General features: G+C 45.2%; 16 protein-coding genes and 5 tRNA genes. 5 read left to right on the plus strand and 16 right to left on the minus strand.

Annotated features, from left to right (window positions below):
• Positions 1-16 precede the first annotated feature (16 nt).
• Both AABA11_RS03435 and AABA11_RS03440 read right to left on the minus strand, forming a co-directional pair.
• Entirely contained in the window at positions 17-1,111 is a 1,095-nt protein-coding gene (locus AABA11_RS03435; RefSeq protein WP_338265397.1) for an MBL fold metallo-hydrolase, read from the minus strand.
• Between the two features lie 238 nt (positions 1,112-1,349).
• Entirely contained in the window at positions 1,350-2,561 is a 1,212-nt protein-coding gene (locus tag AABA11_RS03440; protein ID WP_265729005.1) for an ammonium transporter, read from the minus strand.
• A 458-nt stretch (positions 2,562-3,019) separates the two neighbouring features.
• Here AABA11_RS03440 and AABA11_RS03445 point away from each other — a divergent pair, with 458 nt between their 5' ends.
• Positions 3,020-3,232, plus strand: a complete 213-nt coding sequence (locus AABA11_RS03445) for a cold-shock protein (protein WP_265729004.1) — start codon at positions 3,020-3,022, stop codon at positions 3,230-3,232.
• 111 nt (positions 3,233-3,343) lie between these two features.
• Positions 3,344-4,006 (plus strand): glutathione S-transferase, encoded by a 663-nt coding sequence (locus AABA11_RS03450; RefSeq protein WP_338265402.1) that lies wholly within the window; start codon positions 3,344-3,346, stop codon positions 4,004-4,006.
• 35 nt (positions 4,007-4,041) lie between these two features.
• Here the strand turns inward: AABA11_RS03450 and AABA11_RS03455 are convergent, their stop codons facing one another.
• Positions 4,042-4,884, minus strand: coding sequence for an outer membrane protein assembly factor BamD (locus AABA11_RS03455; protein WP_338265404.1), 843 nt, complete (start codon positions 4,882-4,884; stop codon positions 4,042-4,044).
• 158 nt (positions 4,885-5,042) lie between these two features.
• Between AABA11_RS03455 and rluD the strand changes: the two genes are divergently transcribed.
• The 3 genes from rluD to clpB all read left to right on the plus strand — a co-directional run bounded on the left by rluD (position 5,043) and on the right by clpB (position 9,544).
• On the plus strand, positions 5,043-6,026 hold the full coding sequence (gene rluD / locus AABA11_RS03460) for a 23S rRNA pseudouridine(1911/1915/1917) synthase RluD (RefSeq protein WP_338265407.1): 984 nt from the start codon (positions 5,043-5,045) through the stop codon (positions 6,024-6,026).
• 63 nt (positions 6,027-6,089) lie between these two features.
• Positions 6,090-6,836 carry a peptidoglycan editing factor PgeF gene (pgeF, locus tag AABA11_RS03465; RefSeq protein WP_338265409.1) on the plus strand — a complete coding sequence of 249 codons (747 nt, stop codon included), beginning with the start codon at positions 6,090-6,092 and terminating at the stop codon, positions 6,834-6,836.
• A gap of 125 nt (positions 6,837-6,961) precedes the next feature.
• The gene (gene clpB, locus AABA11_RS03470; RefSeq protein ID WP_265729000.1) at positions 6,962-9,544 is read left to right on the plus strand and encodes an ATP-dependent chaperone ClpB; all 2,583 of its coding nucleotides are present in this window, start codon (positions 6,962-6,964) and stop codon (positions 9,542-9,544) included.
• 73 nt (positions 9,545-9,617) lie between these two features.
• Here clpB and AABA11_RS03475 read toward each other — a convergent pair whose 3' ends face one another.
• From AABA11_RS03475 to AABA11_RS03535, 13 genes are all read right to left on the minus strand, one after another.
• A complete protein-coding gene (locus AABA11_RS03475; RefSeq protein ID WP_265728999.1) occupies positions 9,618-10,199 on the minus strand; it encodes a TIGR04219 family outer membrane beta-barrel protein in 582 nt (193 codons plus the stop codon).
• A gap of 113 nt (positions 10,200-10,312) precedes the next feature.
• Positions 10,313-10,387, minus strand: a tRNA-Gln gene (locus AABA11_RS03480).
• Positions 10,388-10,409: 22 nt separating this feature from the next.
• Positions 10,410-10,486, minus strand: a tRNA-Met gene (locus AABA11_RS03485).
• 28 nt (positions 10,487-10,514) lie between these two features.
• Positions 10,515-10,589: transfer RNA gene (locus AABA11_RS03490), tRNA-Gln, on the minus strand.
• A 14-nt stretch (positions 10,590-10,603) separates the two neighbouring features.
• A tRNA-Met gene (locus AABA11_RS03495) sits at positions 10,604-10,680 on the minus strand.
• A 10-nt stretch (positions 10,681-10,690) separates the two neighbouring features.
• A tRNA-Gln gene (locus AABA11_RS03500) sits at positions 10,691-10,765 on the minus strand.
• Between the two features lie 113 nt (positions 10,766-10,878).
• Complete coding sequence (gene ychF / locus AABA11_RS03505; RefSeq protein WP_338265415.1) at positions 10,879-11,970, minus strand: redox-regulated ATPase YchF; 1,092 nt, start codon at positions 11,968-11,970, stop codon at positions 10,879-10,881.
• A gap of 22 nt (positions 11,971-11,992) precedes the next feature.
• Positions 11,993-12,577 carry an aminoacyl-tRNA hydrolase gene (gene pth, locus AABA11_RS03510; RefSeq protein WP_265728997.1) on the minus strand — a complete coding sequence of 195 codons (585 nt, stop codon included), beginning with the start codon at positions 12,575-12,577 and terminating at the stop codon, positions 11,993-11,995.
• A 21-nt stretch (positions 12,578-12,598) separates the two neighbouring features.
• Positions 12,599-13,177: a 50S ribosomal protein L25/general stress protein Ctc gene (locus AABA11_RS03515; protein ID WP_265728996.1), complete on the minus strand. Its 579-nt coding sequence runs from the start codon at positions 13,175-13,177 to the stop codon at positions 12,599-12,601.
• A gap of 69 nt (positions 13,178-13,246) precedes the next feature.
• Positions 13,247-14,194, minus strand: a complete 948-nt coding sequence (locus AABA11_RS03520) for a ribose-phosphate diphosphokinase (RefSeq protein WP_072842118.1) — start codon at positions 14,192-14,194, stop codon at positions 13,247-13,249.
• Positions 14,195-14,266: 72 nt separating this feature from the next.
• Positions 14,267-15,142 carry a 4-(cytidine 5'-diphospho)-2-C-methyl-D-erythritol kinase gene (gene ispE / locus AABA11_RS03525; protein ID WP_338265420.1) on the minus strand — a complete coding sequence of 292 codons (876 nt, stop codon included), beginning with the start codon at positions 15,140-15,142 and terminating at the stop codon, positions 14,267-14,269.
• A complete protein-coding gene (lolB, locus tag AABA11_RS03530) occupies positions 15,127-15,705 on the minus strand; it encodes a lipoprotein insertase outer membrane protein LolB (protein WP_265728995.1) in 579 nt (192 codons plus the stop codon). The genes ispE and lolB overlap by 16 nt, the downstream gene beginning before the upstream one ends.
• Positions 15,705-17,510: a tetratricopeptide repeat protein gene (locus AABA11_RS03535; RefSeq protein ID WP_338265423.1), complete on the minus strand. Its 1,806-nt coding sequence runs from the start codon at positions 17,508-17,510 to the stop codon at positions 15,705-15,707. Before AABA11_RS03535 ends, lolB begins: the two co-directional genes overlap by 1 nt.
• Positions 17,511-17,527: the final 17 nt, after the last annotated feature.

Consider the following 17,527-nt stretch of genomic DNA (forward strand, 5'->3'; position numbering starts at 1 on the left):
TTGCCTCTGTGTTGTATTACTGCGTCGCTTTCCACCAAGGTGTCAGTGGTGGGAGCGTATCTAAAGAAAATACATGGCCAAACTTCGGTGTGCTTAGGGCCACGTTTCGATTTTCTGCCTCATTGACCACCCGATCAAATGGGTCGTGCCAAGTATGAAAGGCCAAATCGAAAGTACCATTATGGATTGGCATCATCACCTTACCTTGTAAGTCGATATGAGCTTGCACACTTTGTTCTGGCGTCATGTGAATATCCGCCCAGTCTTTATCATAAGCGCCTGTTTCTACTAGGGTTAGGTCAAATGGCCCATATCGGTCACCAATCGCTTTAAAGCCTGCAAAATAACCAGAGTCTCCACTAAAAAAGAGACTTTCCTGCGGCGTTTTAATCACCCAAGATCCCCACAGTGTTGAATTGCCATCGCCCATGCCACGGCCAGAAAAATGCTGCGTAGGCGTAAAAGCAATCAAACCTTGGTGAGTTTGAAGCTCTTGCCACCAATCGAACGTGATGATCTTATTGGCCTCAATCCCCCAATTAATTAAGTCGCCATCTATGCCTTTTGGAACCAAAAATTGCTGTGTTTTGGCCATTAAAGCTTTGATGCTTGCTTTGTCCAAATGATCATAATGATTGTGAGAAATCAGTACTTTATCGATAGGGGGTAAATCTTTTAGGTCAATCGGCGGTTGATGGAATCGTTTTGGCCCAACGAACGAAAAAGGCGACGCACGTTCTGAAAAAACGGGATCAATTAGCCAATACTCACCATACACTTTCAACAAAACGGAAGAGTGACCAAGTTTCACCAAATGCAGCGCGTCGTTGCTCAGAGCGTCCAAATCGGCTCGTTGCATAGGCACGACAGGGATCGTAATGTCAGGTGTTGTATCGACTTTTTTCTCAGTAAAAAATCGCACCCACAAAGCGGCTGTGTCTTTAAAAGACAAGGGAGTTCTTGGTTGTTCATTATGGAATTTATTGCCATAGAAATGCTCAGATTCTGCATTCGCAGTAGGAGCTGGTTTGGCGACTAAATTGACATTAATAAAATAAATGGCAAGACCAAGCATGGCTAATACAGACAAAATGACTTTAATGGCTAACATTAATAACTGCACCCTTTAACGAGAAAGTAAGTAGTAAGCTGTCTATAATTTGGGCTAATAGTGGAATTGCAACGCCAGAAAAAGTAAGAACAGTCATGATCGTTAGAAATGATCCGTTATGATGATAGTTTTTACAGGCTCATAGCCATTTTAAACACCATGACGTTTGATTAGCTTTAACCTGAGGTGACGTTACCTAATATAAGCAGCACTTTTATTAGGTAACGCGGGTGAGGGGTTATTCCTTACCTATTGAGCCAATCTTATGAATGGATAAGTCGGCACCGTTAAATTCCTCTTCTTCGCTGAGGCGTAATCCATTCACTGTTTTCACTATGCCATACACAGCAAATCCGCTTGCTGTTGCAATGACGATTCCTGCTAGGCTTCCTATTAATTGGGAGGTAAAGCTAACACCACCAAGTCCGCCTAGCGTTTCGGAACCAAAAATGCCAGCGGCGATGCCACCCCATGCACCACAAACGCCATGCAAAGGCCAAACACCTAGCACGTCGTCAGTGTGTTTGAATTTTTGTTGGATGTGTGTGAATAAAATAGTGAAGATTGCTCCAGCTATCGCGCCGGTTACGAGGGCGCCAATTGGGTGCATAATGTCTGAACCCGCGCAAATTGCCACCAATCCAGCCAGTGGTCCATTATGAATAAAGCCAGGGTCGTTTTTGCCACACAACATGGCTGCGATAATACCGCCCACCATAGCCATTAATGAGTTAACAGCAACCAATCCACTGATGCCGTCTAATGTTTGTGCCGACATGACGTTGAAGCCAAACCAACCGATACATAAAATCCAAGCCCCTAAAGCAAGAAAAGGAATGTTAGAAGGGGCGAATGCCACCAGTTTTCCATGTCTAAAGCGACCACGTCGAGTGCCTAATAATATGATGGCTGCCAATGCGACCCAACCGCCAAAAGCGTGTACGACGACCGAACCAGCAAAATCATGAAATGGCGCACCGAAGTGCGTTTCTAAAAGATCTTGGAAGCCATAATTGCCATTCCAGACAATCCCTTCAAAAAACGGATAAGCCACACCAACAATGATCGCGGCTGAAACCAGCATCGGGTAAAACTTGGCGCGTTCAGCAACACCACCGGAGATAATCGCAGGGATGGCAGCGGCAAACGTCATTAAGAAGAAGAATTTCACCAGGCTATAGCCATTTTCTTGAGCCAACACGGCGGCGCTGTCAAAAAAAGTCACGCCGTAAGCAATGTGGTAGCCAATAAAGAAGTACACAAGCGCAGACACGGCGAAGTCAGTCATAATTTTAACCAATGCGTTGACTTGGTTTTTATGACGGACGGTTCCGACTTCGAGAAAGGCAAACCCTGCATGCATGGCAAAGACCATGATAGCGCCAAGAAGTATGAAAAGCGTATTTGAGCTGGAAACCAGCATTTCGACTGCACTGTTTGTGGGTGACACGGGGCGACTCCTAATGTTCTTTTTGCACTGTTATGGTTATAACGCCTGATCTGACGCTCTTTTTTGGGGCTTTTTGGGTGCCTTATCATAGAGCGACAAATGTATTTCATAACAACTAGCAATAATTGTTCCATGATGCTTTTTTTTGGTGCTTTCGGTGTTTTTTTCTTAATGCTTGTTCTAAATTGGTGCTTTTTGTTTTTCTTGGTTTGTTCTGGGAATATGAACCGAAGCCAGTTAATGAATGTATCCGCAATCAAGTTACCTTTTTTAACAATACTCTTATGCAGATACTTTCTATTTTATTTCTAACGACTTATTATCGAGAAGTAAGTATATTTTGGAATGCTAATGTTTCATTCTTAATACACTTAATATTGAATCGTTGCTTGAGGTCAAATTCATTTTGGCTAAGTTAAAAGATTGCTCATTTAAGAGCAGCATAAAATGAGGTTATTATGTCAGGTCAGTTAGTATCAGGTATTGTTAAGTGGTTTAACGACGAAAAAGGATTTGGTTTTATTGAGCGTGAAGGCGGAGCAGATGTTTTTGTTCACTTCCGTGCAATTAATGGTAATGGTCGCCGCACTTTGCAAGAAGGCCAGAGCGTTACATTTGAAGTGACTCAAGGCCAAAAAGGTCCTCAAGCCGAAAATGTTACCATCGTATAATTGAATCTTTGATATTCTCAAAGACCATGCTTTTTCTTGGCCTTATTGGCGATAGATAAGCATGGTTTTTTTATGCCTTAAATAAATGATATGTAGAAGTTAGGAGGGTGCTTGTTACCTGTTTTGTATTCCTTTAGGCGCTGTCCTTATGCGATTCGTGCGAGATACACGATTGCGTATTTGAATGTTCCAGTGAATCTCAGGGAAGTCGTGCTTAAAGCGAAACCTGAAGCGCTGCTGTCATTAGGGGGGAGGTCGAGTGTGCCGCAGCTGGTTGATATGGATGGTGCGCGTTATCCTGAAAGTATGGATATAATCTTATGGGCTTTATCCAAAAGTAATAATCGAATCAAGGTGAATAGCGTATGGCCTTCTGATGCGTGTCAGCGTAATAAGATGAGCGCTTGGATCAGATATAATGATGTGTTTTTTAAAAAATGGTTGGATCGTTATAAGTACGCCGATCGCTATACCGAATTCAGCGAATCCTATTACTTTGCTCAATGCGAGGTATTTTTAAGGCGACTGAATCGTCGTTTGGGTTTGCGTTCGTATTTAATGGGGGAGAAGTTGAGTGTTGCGGATATCTCGGTATTCCCATTTGTGCGTCAGTTTGCGGCGGTGAATCAGAAAAGATTTGATGAAAGTGAATACGATAATGTCAAAAAATGGTTGTCACTATTTTTAGACTCTGCACTCTTTAACAATGTGGTTATGAAGAAATATCCGATGTGGACAAGCGAGCAAGAAAACGTGGTGTTTCCTGCCCGCTGAATACAAACGTACCTTTAAATTAATTAAACCGAAGGTCAGTCAATTAAGCCAAAGGTCACCCAATATAAGAAACTTGGGTCCGCATCACTGGGAAGCGTTAGCGGAATAAAGTTTCCTTGCTGGTCTAGGTGTGTAGATTTTGGGAAGTTTTGTTTTAATACCGCGAGGTTTGTCTGCGCTAAATCGGCCTGTTGCAAATCCTTGTAGGATTGCACGCTGATCGCTAACGCTTCTTCTACTGATTGGGTGCTAGGGAAGTGCAAAATCACTTCTTGGCTGCGACGCAATGCAGAAAGTGGGGCTTTTCTTTTTAAGTAATAACGAGCCACTTGCAGTTCGTGTCGCGACACCATTTCGCGAAGGTGATACATACGAGCTTTCGCGTCAGGGGCATACTTGCTTTTTGGGTAGCGAGAAGTGAAGTCTGCCAGTTCGTTGAAGGCTTTTGACAGCTCCTTTGAGTCCCTTTCACTTGGGTCTAAGTCGAGGTAACGAGACATCAGGCTTTCGGCGCCTTTATAGGTAGACAGGGCCCGCATGTAGTAAGCGTAATCAATAGAGTCGTGCTCGGGGTGGTTCTTGATGAACCGCTCTGCTGTGGCGTGCGCAGCGATAAAGTCGCTTGCTTCCATTTGAGCATAGATGAGGTCGAGTTCGGCGCGAGTGCTAAACTCACCAAACGGATAGCGAGAATCTAAGTCTTTTAGATGTTTGATCGCCGTTGAAGGAAGATTTTCCTCTAACGCTTGTTGAGCTTTGTCGTAATAAACTCGTTCAGGGAGGTCGGGTTCTTGTACTGGCTGGCTAGAGCAGGCCACAATGAACAAAGAAAAACTTACTATTCCAGAGAATCGGAGCAACGAGTGATGAAATCCCATGTATAATCAAAACCTTGATATGGTAGTAGATTAGCCTCAATCGGCATTTTGTAGCGTTAAATTGCGAAAGATGATGAAGTGCAAGGCGCTACACGTTTTTTCACTTTCAGCCAATGATAAAATTATTGCGCTGAAAACAACAGATTAAAGTACATTGTATGGCAGAGCGAATAGTAAAAGAAGCCCAAGTTCCCTTCGATTTAGGAGGGAGCCGATTTGATCAAATCGCAACAGAATTGTTCAGCGACTATTCCCGTTCTCGTATCCAGACTTGGATCAAAGAAGGGGTTTTGAAAGTTGATGGCAAAGTCACTAAGCCAAAAGAGAAGTTATTTGGTGGTGAGGTTGTGACTCTTGATATCGTGATTGAGGCGCAAGCGGATCATGAAGCGCAAGAAATGGCGCTCGATATTGTCTATGAAGACGACGATATCATCATTATTAATAAACCTGCTGGTTTGGTTGTTCATCCTGCTGTAGGCAACCGAGACGGCACCTTGATGAATGCGATTCTTCATCACGCACCAGAAACCGCTCATATTCCAAGAGCGGGGATTGTCCATCGTCTGGACAAAGAAACCACAGGTTTGATGGTGGTTGCTAAAACATTGGCTGCGCAAACAGATTTGGTTTTTCAGTTACAAGAACGCAGTATGGGGCGCGAATATGAAGCCATTTCCATTGGTGTCATGACCGGCGGCGGTGTCGTTGACGAGCCAATCGGCCGCCATCCCCATAATCGTCAAAAGCAAGCAGTTGAGCCGGTAAACGGTAAGGACGCTGTGACTCACTACCGTTTAGTAGAGCGCTTTAAAAATCACACGCACATTCGTTTGAAGCTTGAAACAGGGCGAACGCACCAAATTCGCGTGCATATGGCGTTCATCCAATACCCATTGGTGGGCGACCCGCAATATGGCGGTCGCCTGAAAATGCCAAAAGCGTGTTCTCCTGAGTTGCAGGACGAATTGCGTCACTTCCGTCGTCAGGCGTTGCATGCTAAGAAGCTAGAGCTTTCTCACCCTATTACAGGTGAGTGGATGCAATGGGAAATTGATTTACCAGATGATATGAAGCAGCTTTTGGACGCGCTTAAAAGGGATATGGTGGAGTCGGGCAGTAACGATTCAGAATATTTCTAAGCATAGGGTATTAACAGAGGCAGCTTCGAGCTGCCTTTTTCATTTTTGGTTCCGAGGATATCGATGTCTGCAAATAGTGCTTCTTTTATTTTGCCTACTTGGCCTGCGCCAAGTTCTGTTCGTGCTTATGTGTCTACGCGTATTGGTGGAGTAAGCGGTGCGCCATATGATGCGCTGAACTTAGGTCTTCACGTTCAAGACGACCCTGTTGCTGTTGATCAAAATCGACGATTGTTTGCGTCCTATATTGATATGCCGGACTCTGCGATTTGGTTAAATCAGGTTCATGGTACAGAAGTTGTGACCCTGCCTTGCGAATATTTGCCAGCGGCAGCGGACGCCGCCATGACGAGAGACGTTAATCAGGTGTGTGTGGTGCTGACAGCTGACTGCTTGCCGGTTTTCTTTTGCGATCAGGCAGGAACGCAAGTGGCAGTAGCGCATGCTGGCTGGCGTGGTTTGTGTGCCGGTGTGTTGGAATCCACATTGGCCAAGTTTGACGATAAGAGCAAGGTGATGGTGTGGCTGGGGCCAGCAATTGGTCCAGATGCTTTTGAAGTGGGAGACGAAGTAAAAGAGGCCTTTGTTTCTGTTTTGTCTGAGGCGAAGGAGGCGTTTAAGCCTTCTGGCGAAAGTGGTAAGTGGCTGGGCAACCTGTATATGTTGGCTGCGCAGCGATTGAAAAAAGCTGGTGTGGAGCACATTTATGGCGGTGATTACTGTACTTTTCGCGATGTTGAGCGTTTTTATTCTTATCGACGAGAAACTGTAACAGGGAGAATGGCGTCTGTTATTTGGTTGGATAGGTAAAATTTGATGGGTTTTACTGATCAGTGTCAAAAAAATGACACTGCCAATCTTGAAAAGCTGAAATTGGGGATTATTAAGCTATTAATTGACCAGTTCATCTTATGTTTATTAAAGGATGTCAGATTATGCGTATAGACCGCTTAACCAGTAAATTACAGCTTGCCCTTTCCGATGCTCAGTCCGTTGCGCTTGGGCAAGATCATTCTTACATTGAGCCGCTTCACTTAATGATGGCGTTGTTGGATCAGCAGGGTGGAAGTACTCGCCCTATTTTGCAGCAGGCAGGGATACCTGTGGCCAAATTTCGAGATGGCCTTAATGAATTATTGACGCGCCTGCCAAAAGTGAATGACCACGATGGCAATGTGCAGATGTCTCCTGAGTTGGGTCGATTACTGAACCTTGCAGACAAAGAGGCGCAGAAGCGAAAAGATCAGTACATTTCCTCTGAGCTGGTATTAATGGCGATGTTTGATGGCAAAGATGATCTTGCTAAAAGCCTTAAAGCCAGTGGCGTGACCAAGGCTGACATTGCGGTGGTGATAGATAATATTCGCGGTGGTGACTCTGTGAATGACCCTGATGCGGAAGAAAGTCGTCAAGCATTGGATAAATACACGGTGGATTTAACGGCGAGAGCGGCTGAAGGTCGGCTTGACCCGGTCATTGGGCGTGATGATGAAATTCGTCGAACGATTCAAGTTCTGCAGCGTCGACGTAAGAATAACCCGGTTTTAATCGGCGAGCCTGGTGTGGGTAAGACGGCTATTGTAGAAGGGTTGGCACAGCGAATCATTAACGGTGAAGTGCCAGAAGGGTTAAAAAACAAGCGTGTACTTTCACTTGATATGGCGGCGTTAATCGCGGGGGCTAAGTATCGCGGTGAGTTTGAAGAGCGTCTAAAAGCCTTGTTGAATGAATTGGCTAAGCAAGAAGGCCAGGTGATTTTGTTTATTGATGAGATTCACACCATGGTGGGGGCGGGTAAATCAGAAGGCTCTATGGATGCCGGAAATATGCTGAAGCCTGCGCTTGCCCGTGGCGAACTGCATTGTGTTGGGGCCACCACGTTGGATGAATACCGACAGTTCATTGAAAAAGACGCGGCTCTGGAGCGACGCTTTCAGAAAGTGTTGGTGGAAGAGCCAAGTGTTTTGGATTCCATCGCTATTTTACGCGGTCTAAAAGAGCGTTATGAAGTACATCATGGTGTGGATATTACCGATTCGGCCATCATAGCGGCAGCGAAACTGTCGCAACGTTACATCACAGATCGTCAATTGCCGGACAAAGCCATTGATTTGATCGATGAGGCAGGCAGTCGTATTCGCATGGAAATGGACTCTAAGCCAGAAGACATGGACCGTTTAGAGCGTCGTTTGATTCAATTGAAGATTGAAAAAGAAGCGCTGAAAAAAGAGAAGGACAAAGCGTCTAAAGTGCGTCTGGCTGAGCTTGATCTTGAAATAGATGGCTTGCAGAAGCAATTCTCAGATTTAGAAGAAATTTGGAACGCTGAAAAAGCCGCCGTACAAGGTGCACAAAAGCTCAAGGAAGAATTGGAGTCTGTCCGTCAGGAAATGGAGGAGGCTCGTCGTAGTGGTAATTTGGCGAAAATGTCTGAGTTACAGTATGGTGTGATTCCCATGCTGGAGGCTGAGATTGAAAAAGCCAGCAAGGCAGAAGAAAGTACGGAAACGCTCTTGTTAAAACGACGAGTAACAGAAGAAGAGATTGCTACTGTGGTGTCTCGTTGGACGGGAATTCCCATAGATAAAATGCTGGAAGGTGAGCGTGATAAGTTGTTGCGCATGGAAGAGGCATTGCATGAATCCGTAATGGGACAGGATGAAGCCGTTTTGGCGGTCTCTAATGCGGTGCGTCGTTCTCGTTCTGGCTTGGCTGACCCAAACCGACCTAATGGCTCATTTTTATTCCTAGGGCCTACAGGCGTAGGGAAAACGGAACTGTGTAAGTCTTTGGCGAAGTTTCTTTTTGATACCGAGCAGGCGATGGTACGGATTGATATGTCTGAGTTTATGGAAAAACACTCAGTGGCCCGTTTGATTGGTGCGCCTCCAGGGTACGTGGGGTATGAAGAAGGTGGGTATTTGACGGAGGCAGTAAGACGTCGCCCCTATTCCGTGTTGCTGCTTGATGAGGTCGAGAAAGCGCACCCAGATGTGTTCAATATTCTTTTGCAAGTCTTGGACGATGGTCGCCTAACCGATGGACAAGGTCGCACGGTGGATTTTAGAAATACAGTGATCGTGATGACGTCTAACTTGGGGTCGGACTTTATCCAAGAATATCGGTCTGCGGATCAATATGAAGAGATCAAAGCGAAAGTGATGGGTGTGGTAGGGACGCATTTTCGCCCTGAATTCATTAACCGTATTGACGAAACGGTCGTGTTTCATCCGCTAATGAAAACGCAAATTAAAGGTATAGCAGCGGTTCAGTTATCTCATTTAAATGAGCGTTTGGCTGAAATGGGAATGACACTGACGTTAACGGACACGGCTTCAGATCAATTGGTCGAAGTGGGTTATGACCCCGTGTATGGTGCAAGACCGTTGAAGCGAGCTATTCAGAAATGGATAGAAAACCCATTGGCCAATGAGTTATTGTCCGGTCATTTTGTTACGGGTGATGAGATTGTTGCCGATGTTATTGATGGGCAAATTGGCTTTTCAAAAACCAATTAGTCTTCGATTGTAGTCATAAAAAAATCCCGCTGAATGATGATTCAGCGGGATTTTTCGTTTCTATATGAGGTGCTTAGAAATCAACAAACACGCCGATGAAAGCGCCTTTTGGCTCATACTTGCCAGCCGAAGAGAAGTCTTCTGTTACTGTGCGGTAGCCTGCTTCAATGCCTGCAAATATTAGAGGTTGGAATTTGACTTTAAAGGTCGTGTCAGTAATGTCTGCATCGCTTCCGCCGCCAGTCTTAACTTCACCGCCAACAGACAGTGCTGTTCCTGGAATACTCACGTAAGCGGACACATAGCCTAGAGGATAAGTGCCATCAATGTCAGAATTGCCTGCGTCATCAATCTTGCGGAAAGTAACACCTGCATCAAGATCCAACCACAATAAACCATCAAGAAACTCATAATAAAGAGTGTAGTCATTGTAGGAAAGGTCAAGGTTGGAGTCGCCAAATTTCTTTAGACTTTGATTTTGTAGACGAATATTTGGAATGACTGGGATTGGGTGTTCAATCGCAACACCAAAGTATGAGTTAAAATCTTCTCCATCGTTAGTGATGAAAGATCCAGTCTCAGCGGTTAAACCAAGAACATCGGCATGCGCAGCGCTTGCCAATAAAGCGGTTGAGAGTAAAAGGGCTGATTTCATGAGTATTGTCCATTAACAAGTTGAGAAGAGTTTGTGTAATTATAGGACGTAGAAAAACAAAATCCAGTGAAATAAAGGAAGAGTGTCAGTTACTTGAAAGGATCGAGAAGAATTGGCTGGGGTAGAAGGATTCGAACCTACGCATGACGGGATCAAAACCCGTTGCCTTACCGCTTGGCTATACCCCAATAAAGGATTTCTTTTATAAGTTGGTGGCTATGACTAGATTCGAACTAGTGACCCCATCATTATGAGTGATGTGCTCTAACCAACTGAGCTACATAGCCTTAACTGTATATATAATAAACGCGTCGATGGCTGGGGTAGAAGGATTCGAACCTACGCATGACGGGATCAAAACCCGTTGCCTTACCGCTTGGCTATACCCCAACATATCGAATTGTTGGTGGCTATGACTAGATTCGAACTAGTGACCCCATCATTATGAGTGATGTGCTCTAACCAACTGAGCTACATAGCCGTTCGTCTGTTGGCTGGGGTAGAAGGATTCGAACCTACGCATGACGGGATCAAAACCCGTTGCCTTACCGCTTGGCTATACCCCAACAGACTGACACAAAAACAGTTTATACAAATCGATCTACTGCCTCTGTGGCGCGATATTATTCATATAACTTGTTAATGGGTCAAGTGTTTTCTTAAAATGTTTTTTTAAAGGTTAAACATTAAAGCGGAAATGCATGACATCACCGTCTTTTACAATGTAGTCTTTGCCTTCAAGGCGCCATTTTCCGGCTTCTTTTGCGCCACTTTCGCCTTTATATTGGATAAAGTCGTTGTAGCTAATTACCTCGGCGCGGATAAAGCCTTTCTCGAAGTCTGTGTGGATCACACCAGCGGCTTGTGGGCCGGTTGCGCCTTGTTTTACTGTCCAAGCTCGAACTTCTTTGACGCCTGCTGTGAAGTAGGTCTGTAGGCCTAATAGTTCATAGCCTGCACGTATTACACGGTCTAGACCTGGTTCTTCCATGCCCATCTCATCAAGAAACTCTTGCATCTCTTCGGCGTCCAGTTCAGAAATTTCAGCCTCTAACTGGTTGCAGATTGGAACCACCATGGCGCCTTCTGCTTCTGCAATTTCACGCACTTGGTCAAGATACGGATTGTTTTCAAAACCGTCTTCCGCCACGTTGGCAATATACATGGTTGGTTTGGTTGTCAATAAGTGCAATGAGCGGACTTCTTTCTTCTGGTCGTCTGACAAAGACATAGAACGTACTGGCAAACCGTCTTCTAGGTGAGCTTTGATGCTTTCTAGGAAGGCTTTATGGGCAATGGCGTCTTTGTTGCCGCTTTTTGCGTTTTTCGCGGTACGGAACAGTTGCTTATCAATGGATTCGATGTCAGCAAATATCAGCTCAAGGTTAATGACTTCAATGTCTAATTTTGGGTTTACGTGATTTGAAACGTGAATGACGTTTTCATCTTCAAAACAGCGAACTACGTGAGCAATTGCATCTGTTTCACGAATGTTAGCAAGGAATTTGTTGCCAAGGCCTTCACCTTTTGATGCGCCCTCTACTAGGCCTGCAATGTCAACAAATTCCATTGTAGTAGCCAGTACACGCTCTGGTTTAACAATCTCTGCTAGTGCATCCAGACGTGGATCAGGCATAGCGACAACACCAGCATTTGGTTCAATGGTGCAGAATGGGAAGTTTTCAGCGCCAATGCCTGCTTTGGTTAATGCATTAAATAGAGTCGATTTACCAACGTTAGGTAGCCCAACGATGCCGCAATTAAAACCCATAGTGAGATTCCTAATTAAATGATTATGCTTTGAAGCTATGAAGTTGATTCATCACGGCGTTTAGGTTGCCGCGAACGATGTCATCAATATAGCGTAATGATTCGTCGATTGTCTGTTCGATCTTTGCGTAGTCGTCAGGCGCTGCTTTTTTTAGTACATAGTTAGCGACTTGGCTTGCATGTCCTGGATGGCCAATGCCAATTCTCAGGCGGCCGAACTCTCGGTTATTGGCAAGCTTTGCAATGATGTCTTTTAATCCGTTGTGTCCACCATGGCCGCCACCCTGTTTCAGTTTTGCGGTGCCCGGAGCGATGTCTAATTCATCGTGGATTACTAGAATTTCTTCTGGAGGGATTTTGTAAAACTGGCTGACAGCCTGAACCGCTTTGCCACTTAAATTCATATAGGTGGTGGGAATAAGGAGATAGCACTCTTCACCAGCTATATAAACTTTGCCAAATTGGCCGAAAAACTTCTTTTCAGAACGAAGAGAGCATTGGCTCTGACGAGCCAATGCCTCAATCCACTGAGCGCCTGCATTATGGCGAGTGTTCTCGTATTCGCTGCCTGGGTTTCCCAAGCCTACTAATAATCTGAAACCTGCCACAATGCTGCCTTCAATGAGATCTTAACGTTTAGACTTACCGATACGAGCGATAGGTTGGTCGTGATCTTCGCCTTTCAACAAAGAAACCAACTCTACGCCTTCAGGAAGGATAACATCAGATAGGTGGAAGATTTGATCAAGTTGGCCTTTGATCACGTCTACTGTCAATACAGCAGGTAGGTTCGCTGGCAAACAACGAACTTCAGCCAATTTAGATTCAACAGTCAAACGACCACCTTGCTTGCTAACACCTTCACTTTGAGCGGCGTTGATGAAGCTTAAAGGAACACGAGTTGTGATCACTTTGTCAGCTTGAGCGCGCTGAAGGTCCATGTGCATTACAGCGCCAGTAGATGGGTGACGTTGTAGGGCTTTAACAAGAACTTGCTCAGTTTTACCTTCAACGGTTACTTCAACAAGGCCAGTCAAGAAGCCTGGAGTGCCAACAGCTTTAAGTAGTTCGTTGTCTTTCAAAGAGATAGATACTGGAGCAGTCTCACCGCCATAAATAACAGCTGGCACTAGGCCTTCGTTACGAAGGCGGCGGCTCGCACCTTTACCTTCTTGAGTACGTGCTACGGCATTAATAGATAATGACATGGTAATTTCCTAATAATAAATAAAGTTTGTGCCCAGAGATGCGACCCGCTCCGAGCGTTAATGTTTGGCTTAGGCCCCAAACATGGCACTGATAGACTCTTCGTTGCAAACGCGACGAACAGCCTCCGCCATAATGTCAGACATCGACAATTGGCGTATTTGAGGGCAGTTAAGCGCCTCTTGTGTCAATGGGATGGTATCAGTCACGACCAACTCATCAAGCACGGAATTCTTAATGTTTTCAATGGCTTTACCAGACAGTACTGGGTGAGTACAGTAAGCAAGCACTTTGGCAGCGCCGTGTTCTTTTAGCGCTTTTGCTGCGGCACATAAAGTACCACCGGTATCACACATGTCGTCGACAAGAACGCATGTTTTGCCTGCAACGTCACCGATCAAATGCATGATCTGTGCTTCGTTGGCTCGCGGACGACGCTTATCAATGATAGCTAAGTCCGCATCATCAAGTAGTTTTGCAAAAGCACGAGCACGAACAACACCACCTACATCAGGTGAAACAACCGTGATGTTTTCATGGCCTTGGCGCTGCAAATCGTCAAGTAGCAAAGGGGTTGCATAAACGTTATCAACAGGGATATCGAAGAATCCCTGGATTTGGTCTGCATGCAAATCAACCGTTAATACGCGATTGATGCCAACGGCAGAGATCATGTCTGCAACCACTTTTGCGGTAATGGGCACACGAGCAGAACGTACGCGACGATCCTGGCGAGCGTATCCAAAATAAGGAATAACAGCAGTGACACGAGTGGCGGACGCACGGCGTAACGCATCTGCCATGACGATAAGTTCCATCAAGTTGTCATTGCTAGGTGCACAGGTAGATTGGATAATGAAGACGTCTTTACCTCGAACATTTTCATTGATCTCAACGGTAATTTCTCCGTCGCTAAACTTGCCGACTGTTGCGTTACCAATAGGTAATCCTAGACGGCGAACTACTCTGCGAGCGAGTTCAGGGTTTGCATTACCGGTAAAAACCATCAACTTGGACACTGTGTATACCCTTTGTATTTTGTAGCGATGAAACAGACTGGCTGAGAAATAGTGGCTTCGAAAAGCGACAGACTACCCTCGATTTTGCTCAATCCACTGGCTAAGCGCATCATGTGTAGGAGAAGTGTTACAACCGCGGCAAACCCAACTCTGCCATTTATTTGGTGTAAGCGATCTTACTCGTTCTGCGTCGCGCACATTATCAAATGCTAAAAAGAGGCAAGCGCCAGTTCCTGTCAGCTTCGCATCTCCATGATTTTGCAACCATAAATACGCTTCTTCGACTTCAGAATTGTGCTTTTTTACCACGTCTAAGCAATCATTATGCCCACCCAGCTTCAAGGCGTGCGATATTCTGATGGGAGGGGTGTCTCTTGTCAAATATTTATCGGTAAAAATTTGACCAGTTGAGACGTGACAATTGGGTTTGAGCAGTAAAAAATAGGGGGTCTTCAGTTCCACTTTTTGCAGCTTTTCGCCAACTCCTTCAGCAAAGGCCGCAAACCCCATAACAAAAACAGGGATATCAGCACCTAATTGCACGCCCAGCTCAGCGAGCTTTTCCAATGGGAGATGGCATTCCCATAGGACGTTTAAGGCCAGTAGGGCGGTGGCTGCGTTTGAGCTGCCGCCGCCAATTCCTCCACCCATAGGTAATTGTTTTGTCAGGATAATATCGATGCCAAAATGGGCGTCTTTTTTATAGGGCGTGAGCAATTTTGCGGCCTTATAAATTAGGTTGTCCTCGGTTGGTAGGTTCTCGATTATCGGCGAAATAGTGATCTGATTGTTACGTGTCAATGTGAAGTCAATGGTGTCGCACAGATCAATAAATTGGAACAGCGTTTGCAGTTCATGATAGCCGTCTTCTCGTCGGCCAGTGATGTGTAAAAATAAATTTAATTTTGCGGGAGAAGGTAGTCGCATCTTAGTTACTGAATAGTCCATTGATTGATGATTAGGTTTACTTTAAATGGAGGGTTAGAAACCTGCATTTTTTGTGGCAAGGACAAGCCATCTACTTTTGTGAAATTGCTGTAAGTGATGAGCCAACCGTCTTGTTCTATTTGATTGGGTAATTGGCTGTCGGCGTTTTTGGTAATGGTGGCGGATGAGTTTGGTGACGCTAAGCCTCTGATCCAGTAGGTGACTTGCTGAACTGGAAACTCCCAGCCGAGCTCTTGTTGTAGCAGTGTGGCTGGGTCGTTGCCTTTTACCACGGTATCTTCATATGACAAGGTGACAGCCCCATCGACAGATTGATCAAGCTTGGTGGCACCCTGTCCAAAAGGTCCCACGATGTTTAATTCAAATGTATCTGGGGCTTTTTGCCAAGAAAAGTTGCCAGACACCGCGTCATTTTGGGTGCGAATGCCGACGCGGCCAGAGGTTTCCCATTTCGAAATGGCTTGAACATTCTCTGGTGGTGGGGTGATCGGTCCTGTGGGGCGTGTGCTACAGGCACTAATCAGTGCGGTGAAGGCGATAACGCCAAGTGTGCGATAATTCATTATGGCTTGTCCTGTGTTAAGTCTTCAAGTAACGACGGTGACAGTCGTTTTATGGTGTCGAGTAATAGCGGTGTATCTGGCGCTGTTTCTAGTGCTGTTTTCCATATGGATAAGGCTTCTTTGTAGTGTCGCTGTTTCCATAGAGATTCGCCGTAATGCGCTGCTATTTCTGCGTCTGGTAATATCGACCAGGCCTTTTTTAAGTAATAAGAAGACTGCTCTAACTCTCCTTTAAGGAAGAATCCCCACCCTAAGCTGTCGATAATAGCAGGGTCTTCATTGTTTTTATCGTACGCTGATTCGATGTAGCGCATGGCTTCATCGAGTCGATCTGTTCTGGTGAGCAACGTATAGCCAAGAGCGTTTAAATATTGAGGGTTATCCGAGTCTTTTTGCAATAATGTTTTTAGTTCTGACTCGGTAATATCCCAGTAGCCAAGGGTGTCGGCAAGCAAGGCTTTTCTGTATCGTAATGGCGCGGATTCAGGAAGGTTTACAAGGGCGTTGTTTACCAGTTCGTAGGATAAATCCGTTTGACCCTTTTCTTCATGAAGGTGGCTGATGGCAGCGACTTGTTCTGGCATGTTTTCACGCGGTGTTCTGCGCAGAACCATAGTGTTGATGTCCTGCTCTTTGCCTTCTTCATAGAACCATATGGCCAATTGATTGGTGGCGTTGGCTCGTAATGTGCTGTCCACTTTTTCCATGGTGTCGATGGCTTGTGGCTTTTGCCCTAATTGTGCAAGCGCAATAGCCGTTAAATAATTAATTTGATCCGAAAGGCCAAGCTGCTTTTGGGGTAAGCTGCTGGCGATTTGCAATGCCAGTTCAGCGTGTTGGTGTTCCAATAGTGTTCGCATTAAGTTTATGCCAACTTGTAGCTTTTCAGGCGTGTCTAGCGCTGCGGTTTGATAAATGTCCACTGCACTTGTGGGTTGGTTGTCATCTACGAAAAAGTCGATCAAGGGCGTTAAGAGCCTAGTGCTCTTTGGTTGTTGTATGAGTGCTGTTTTGAGCGTCTTGATTGCGTCTTCAAGCAGGTCCAGATTTTTTTGGCTGAAGGCGAGAATAAGGTACAGAGCTTCGTTTTTAGTCATCCCATCTTTGGATAATAACTGTTCAGAGGTGGTAATGGCCTGCTGGTATTTTCCTGAAAGCAGCAATAGATGAGCGTGGCTTAACTGAATATTGGGATTGTTCTGATTCTCCATAGGAAGCAATGAAATGGCTTCTTCTATTGTAGAAACCTGATCGTTTTCACGAATGTTTTCTTCTAGGTATAGGGGGAGGAATCGCAATGATACTTTGTGTCTCATGGCGTTTATTAGCAAGGTTGCCACTTCTTCTGCACGGTTGTCTTTTATGAGAATTTGCAGCTTCAATGAATAAGCTGTTTCTGACGAGGGAGCCGCGGCCAGCCAGAGATTTGCGCTTCTTTCTATGTATAGGTGATTTTGAGACAACAATGCAATGTGCGTTAGCCGTTCGATTAAGTCGATGTTGTTAGATTGGCTGGCGAGTGCATAAAAAGACTCGAAGGCTTTGTTTGGCCCCTCTCTTTGTAATATGAACTCTGCGTTTAGCAAGGCTTCGATGTCGGTATTGCTTGCAGAAGAAACGGGGAGAGGTGCTTGAGTTGCCAATGACGCAGCATGGGGCGTGGTCGTATCATGACTGCAGGCCGTCAACAACGGCACGCTCAGGATAATAAAAAGAGACAGCCGTTTTTTCGCTGATGCACTTGCGTGAACTTTTTGTGTGAGCCTAAAAACAAAAGGCATGCGTTTTCTCAATACTAAATTCATACAACCCTTATGGTATC

Origin of the sequence: Marinomonas pontica, assembly GCF_036322735.1 — a bacterium.
Taxonomy (GTDB): Bacteria; Pseudomonadota; Gammaproteobacteria; order Pseudomonadales; family Marinomonadaceae; genus Marinomonas; species Marinomonas pontica.

Bases quoted from the DNA above. Each gene is read 5' to 3' on its own strand.
- AABA11_RS03435 (WP_338265397.1), bottom strand. From the start codon at position 1,111: ATGTTAGCCATTAAAGTCATTTTGTCTGTATTAGCCATGCTTGGTCTT.
- AABA11_RS03445 (WP_265729004.1), top strand. From the start codon at position 3,020: ATGTCAGGTCAGTTAGTATCAGGTATTGTTAAGTGGTTTAACGACGAA.
- AABA11_RS03455 (WP_338265404.1), bottom strand. From the start codon at position 4,884: ATGGGATTTCATCACTCGTTGCTCCGATTCTCTGGAATAGTAAGTTTT.
- rluD (WP_338265407.1), top strand. From the start codon at position 5,043: ATGGCAGAGCGAATAGTAAAAGAAGCCCAAGTTCCCTTCGATTTAGGA.
- pgeF (WP_338265409.1), top strand. From the start codon at position 6,090: ATGTCTGCAAATAGTGCTTCTTTTATTTTGCCTACTTGGCCTGCGCCA.
- clpB (WP_265729000.1), top strand. From the start codon at position 6,962: ATGCGTATAGACCGCTTAACCAGTAAATTACAGCTTGCCCTTTCCGAT.
- AABA11_RS03475 (WP_265728999.1), bottom strand. From the start codon at position 10,199: ATGAAATCAGCCCTTTTACTCTCAACCGCTTTATTGGCAAGCGCTGCG.
- ychF (WP_338265415.1), bottom strand. From the start codon at position 11,970: ATGGGTTTTAATTGCGGCATCGTTGGGCTACCTAACGTTGGTAAATCG.
- AABA11_RS03515 (WP_265728996.1), bottom strand. From the start codon at position 13,177: ATGTCATTATCTATTAATGCCGTAGCACGTACTCAAGAAGGTAAAGGT.
- ispE (WP_338265420.1), bottom strand. From the start codon at position 15,142: ATGGACTATTCAGTAACTAAGATGCGACTACCTTCTCCCGCAAAATTA.
- lolB (WP_265728995.1), bottom strand. From the start codon at position 15,705: ATGAATTATCGCACACTTGGCGTTATCGCCTTCACCGCACTGATTAGT.
- AABA11_RS03535 (WP_338265423.1), bottom strand. From the start codon at position 17,510: ATGAATTTAGTATTGAGAAAACGCATGCCTTTTGTTTTTAGGCTCACA.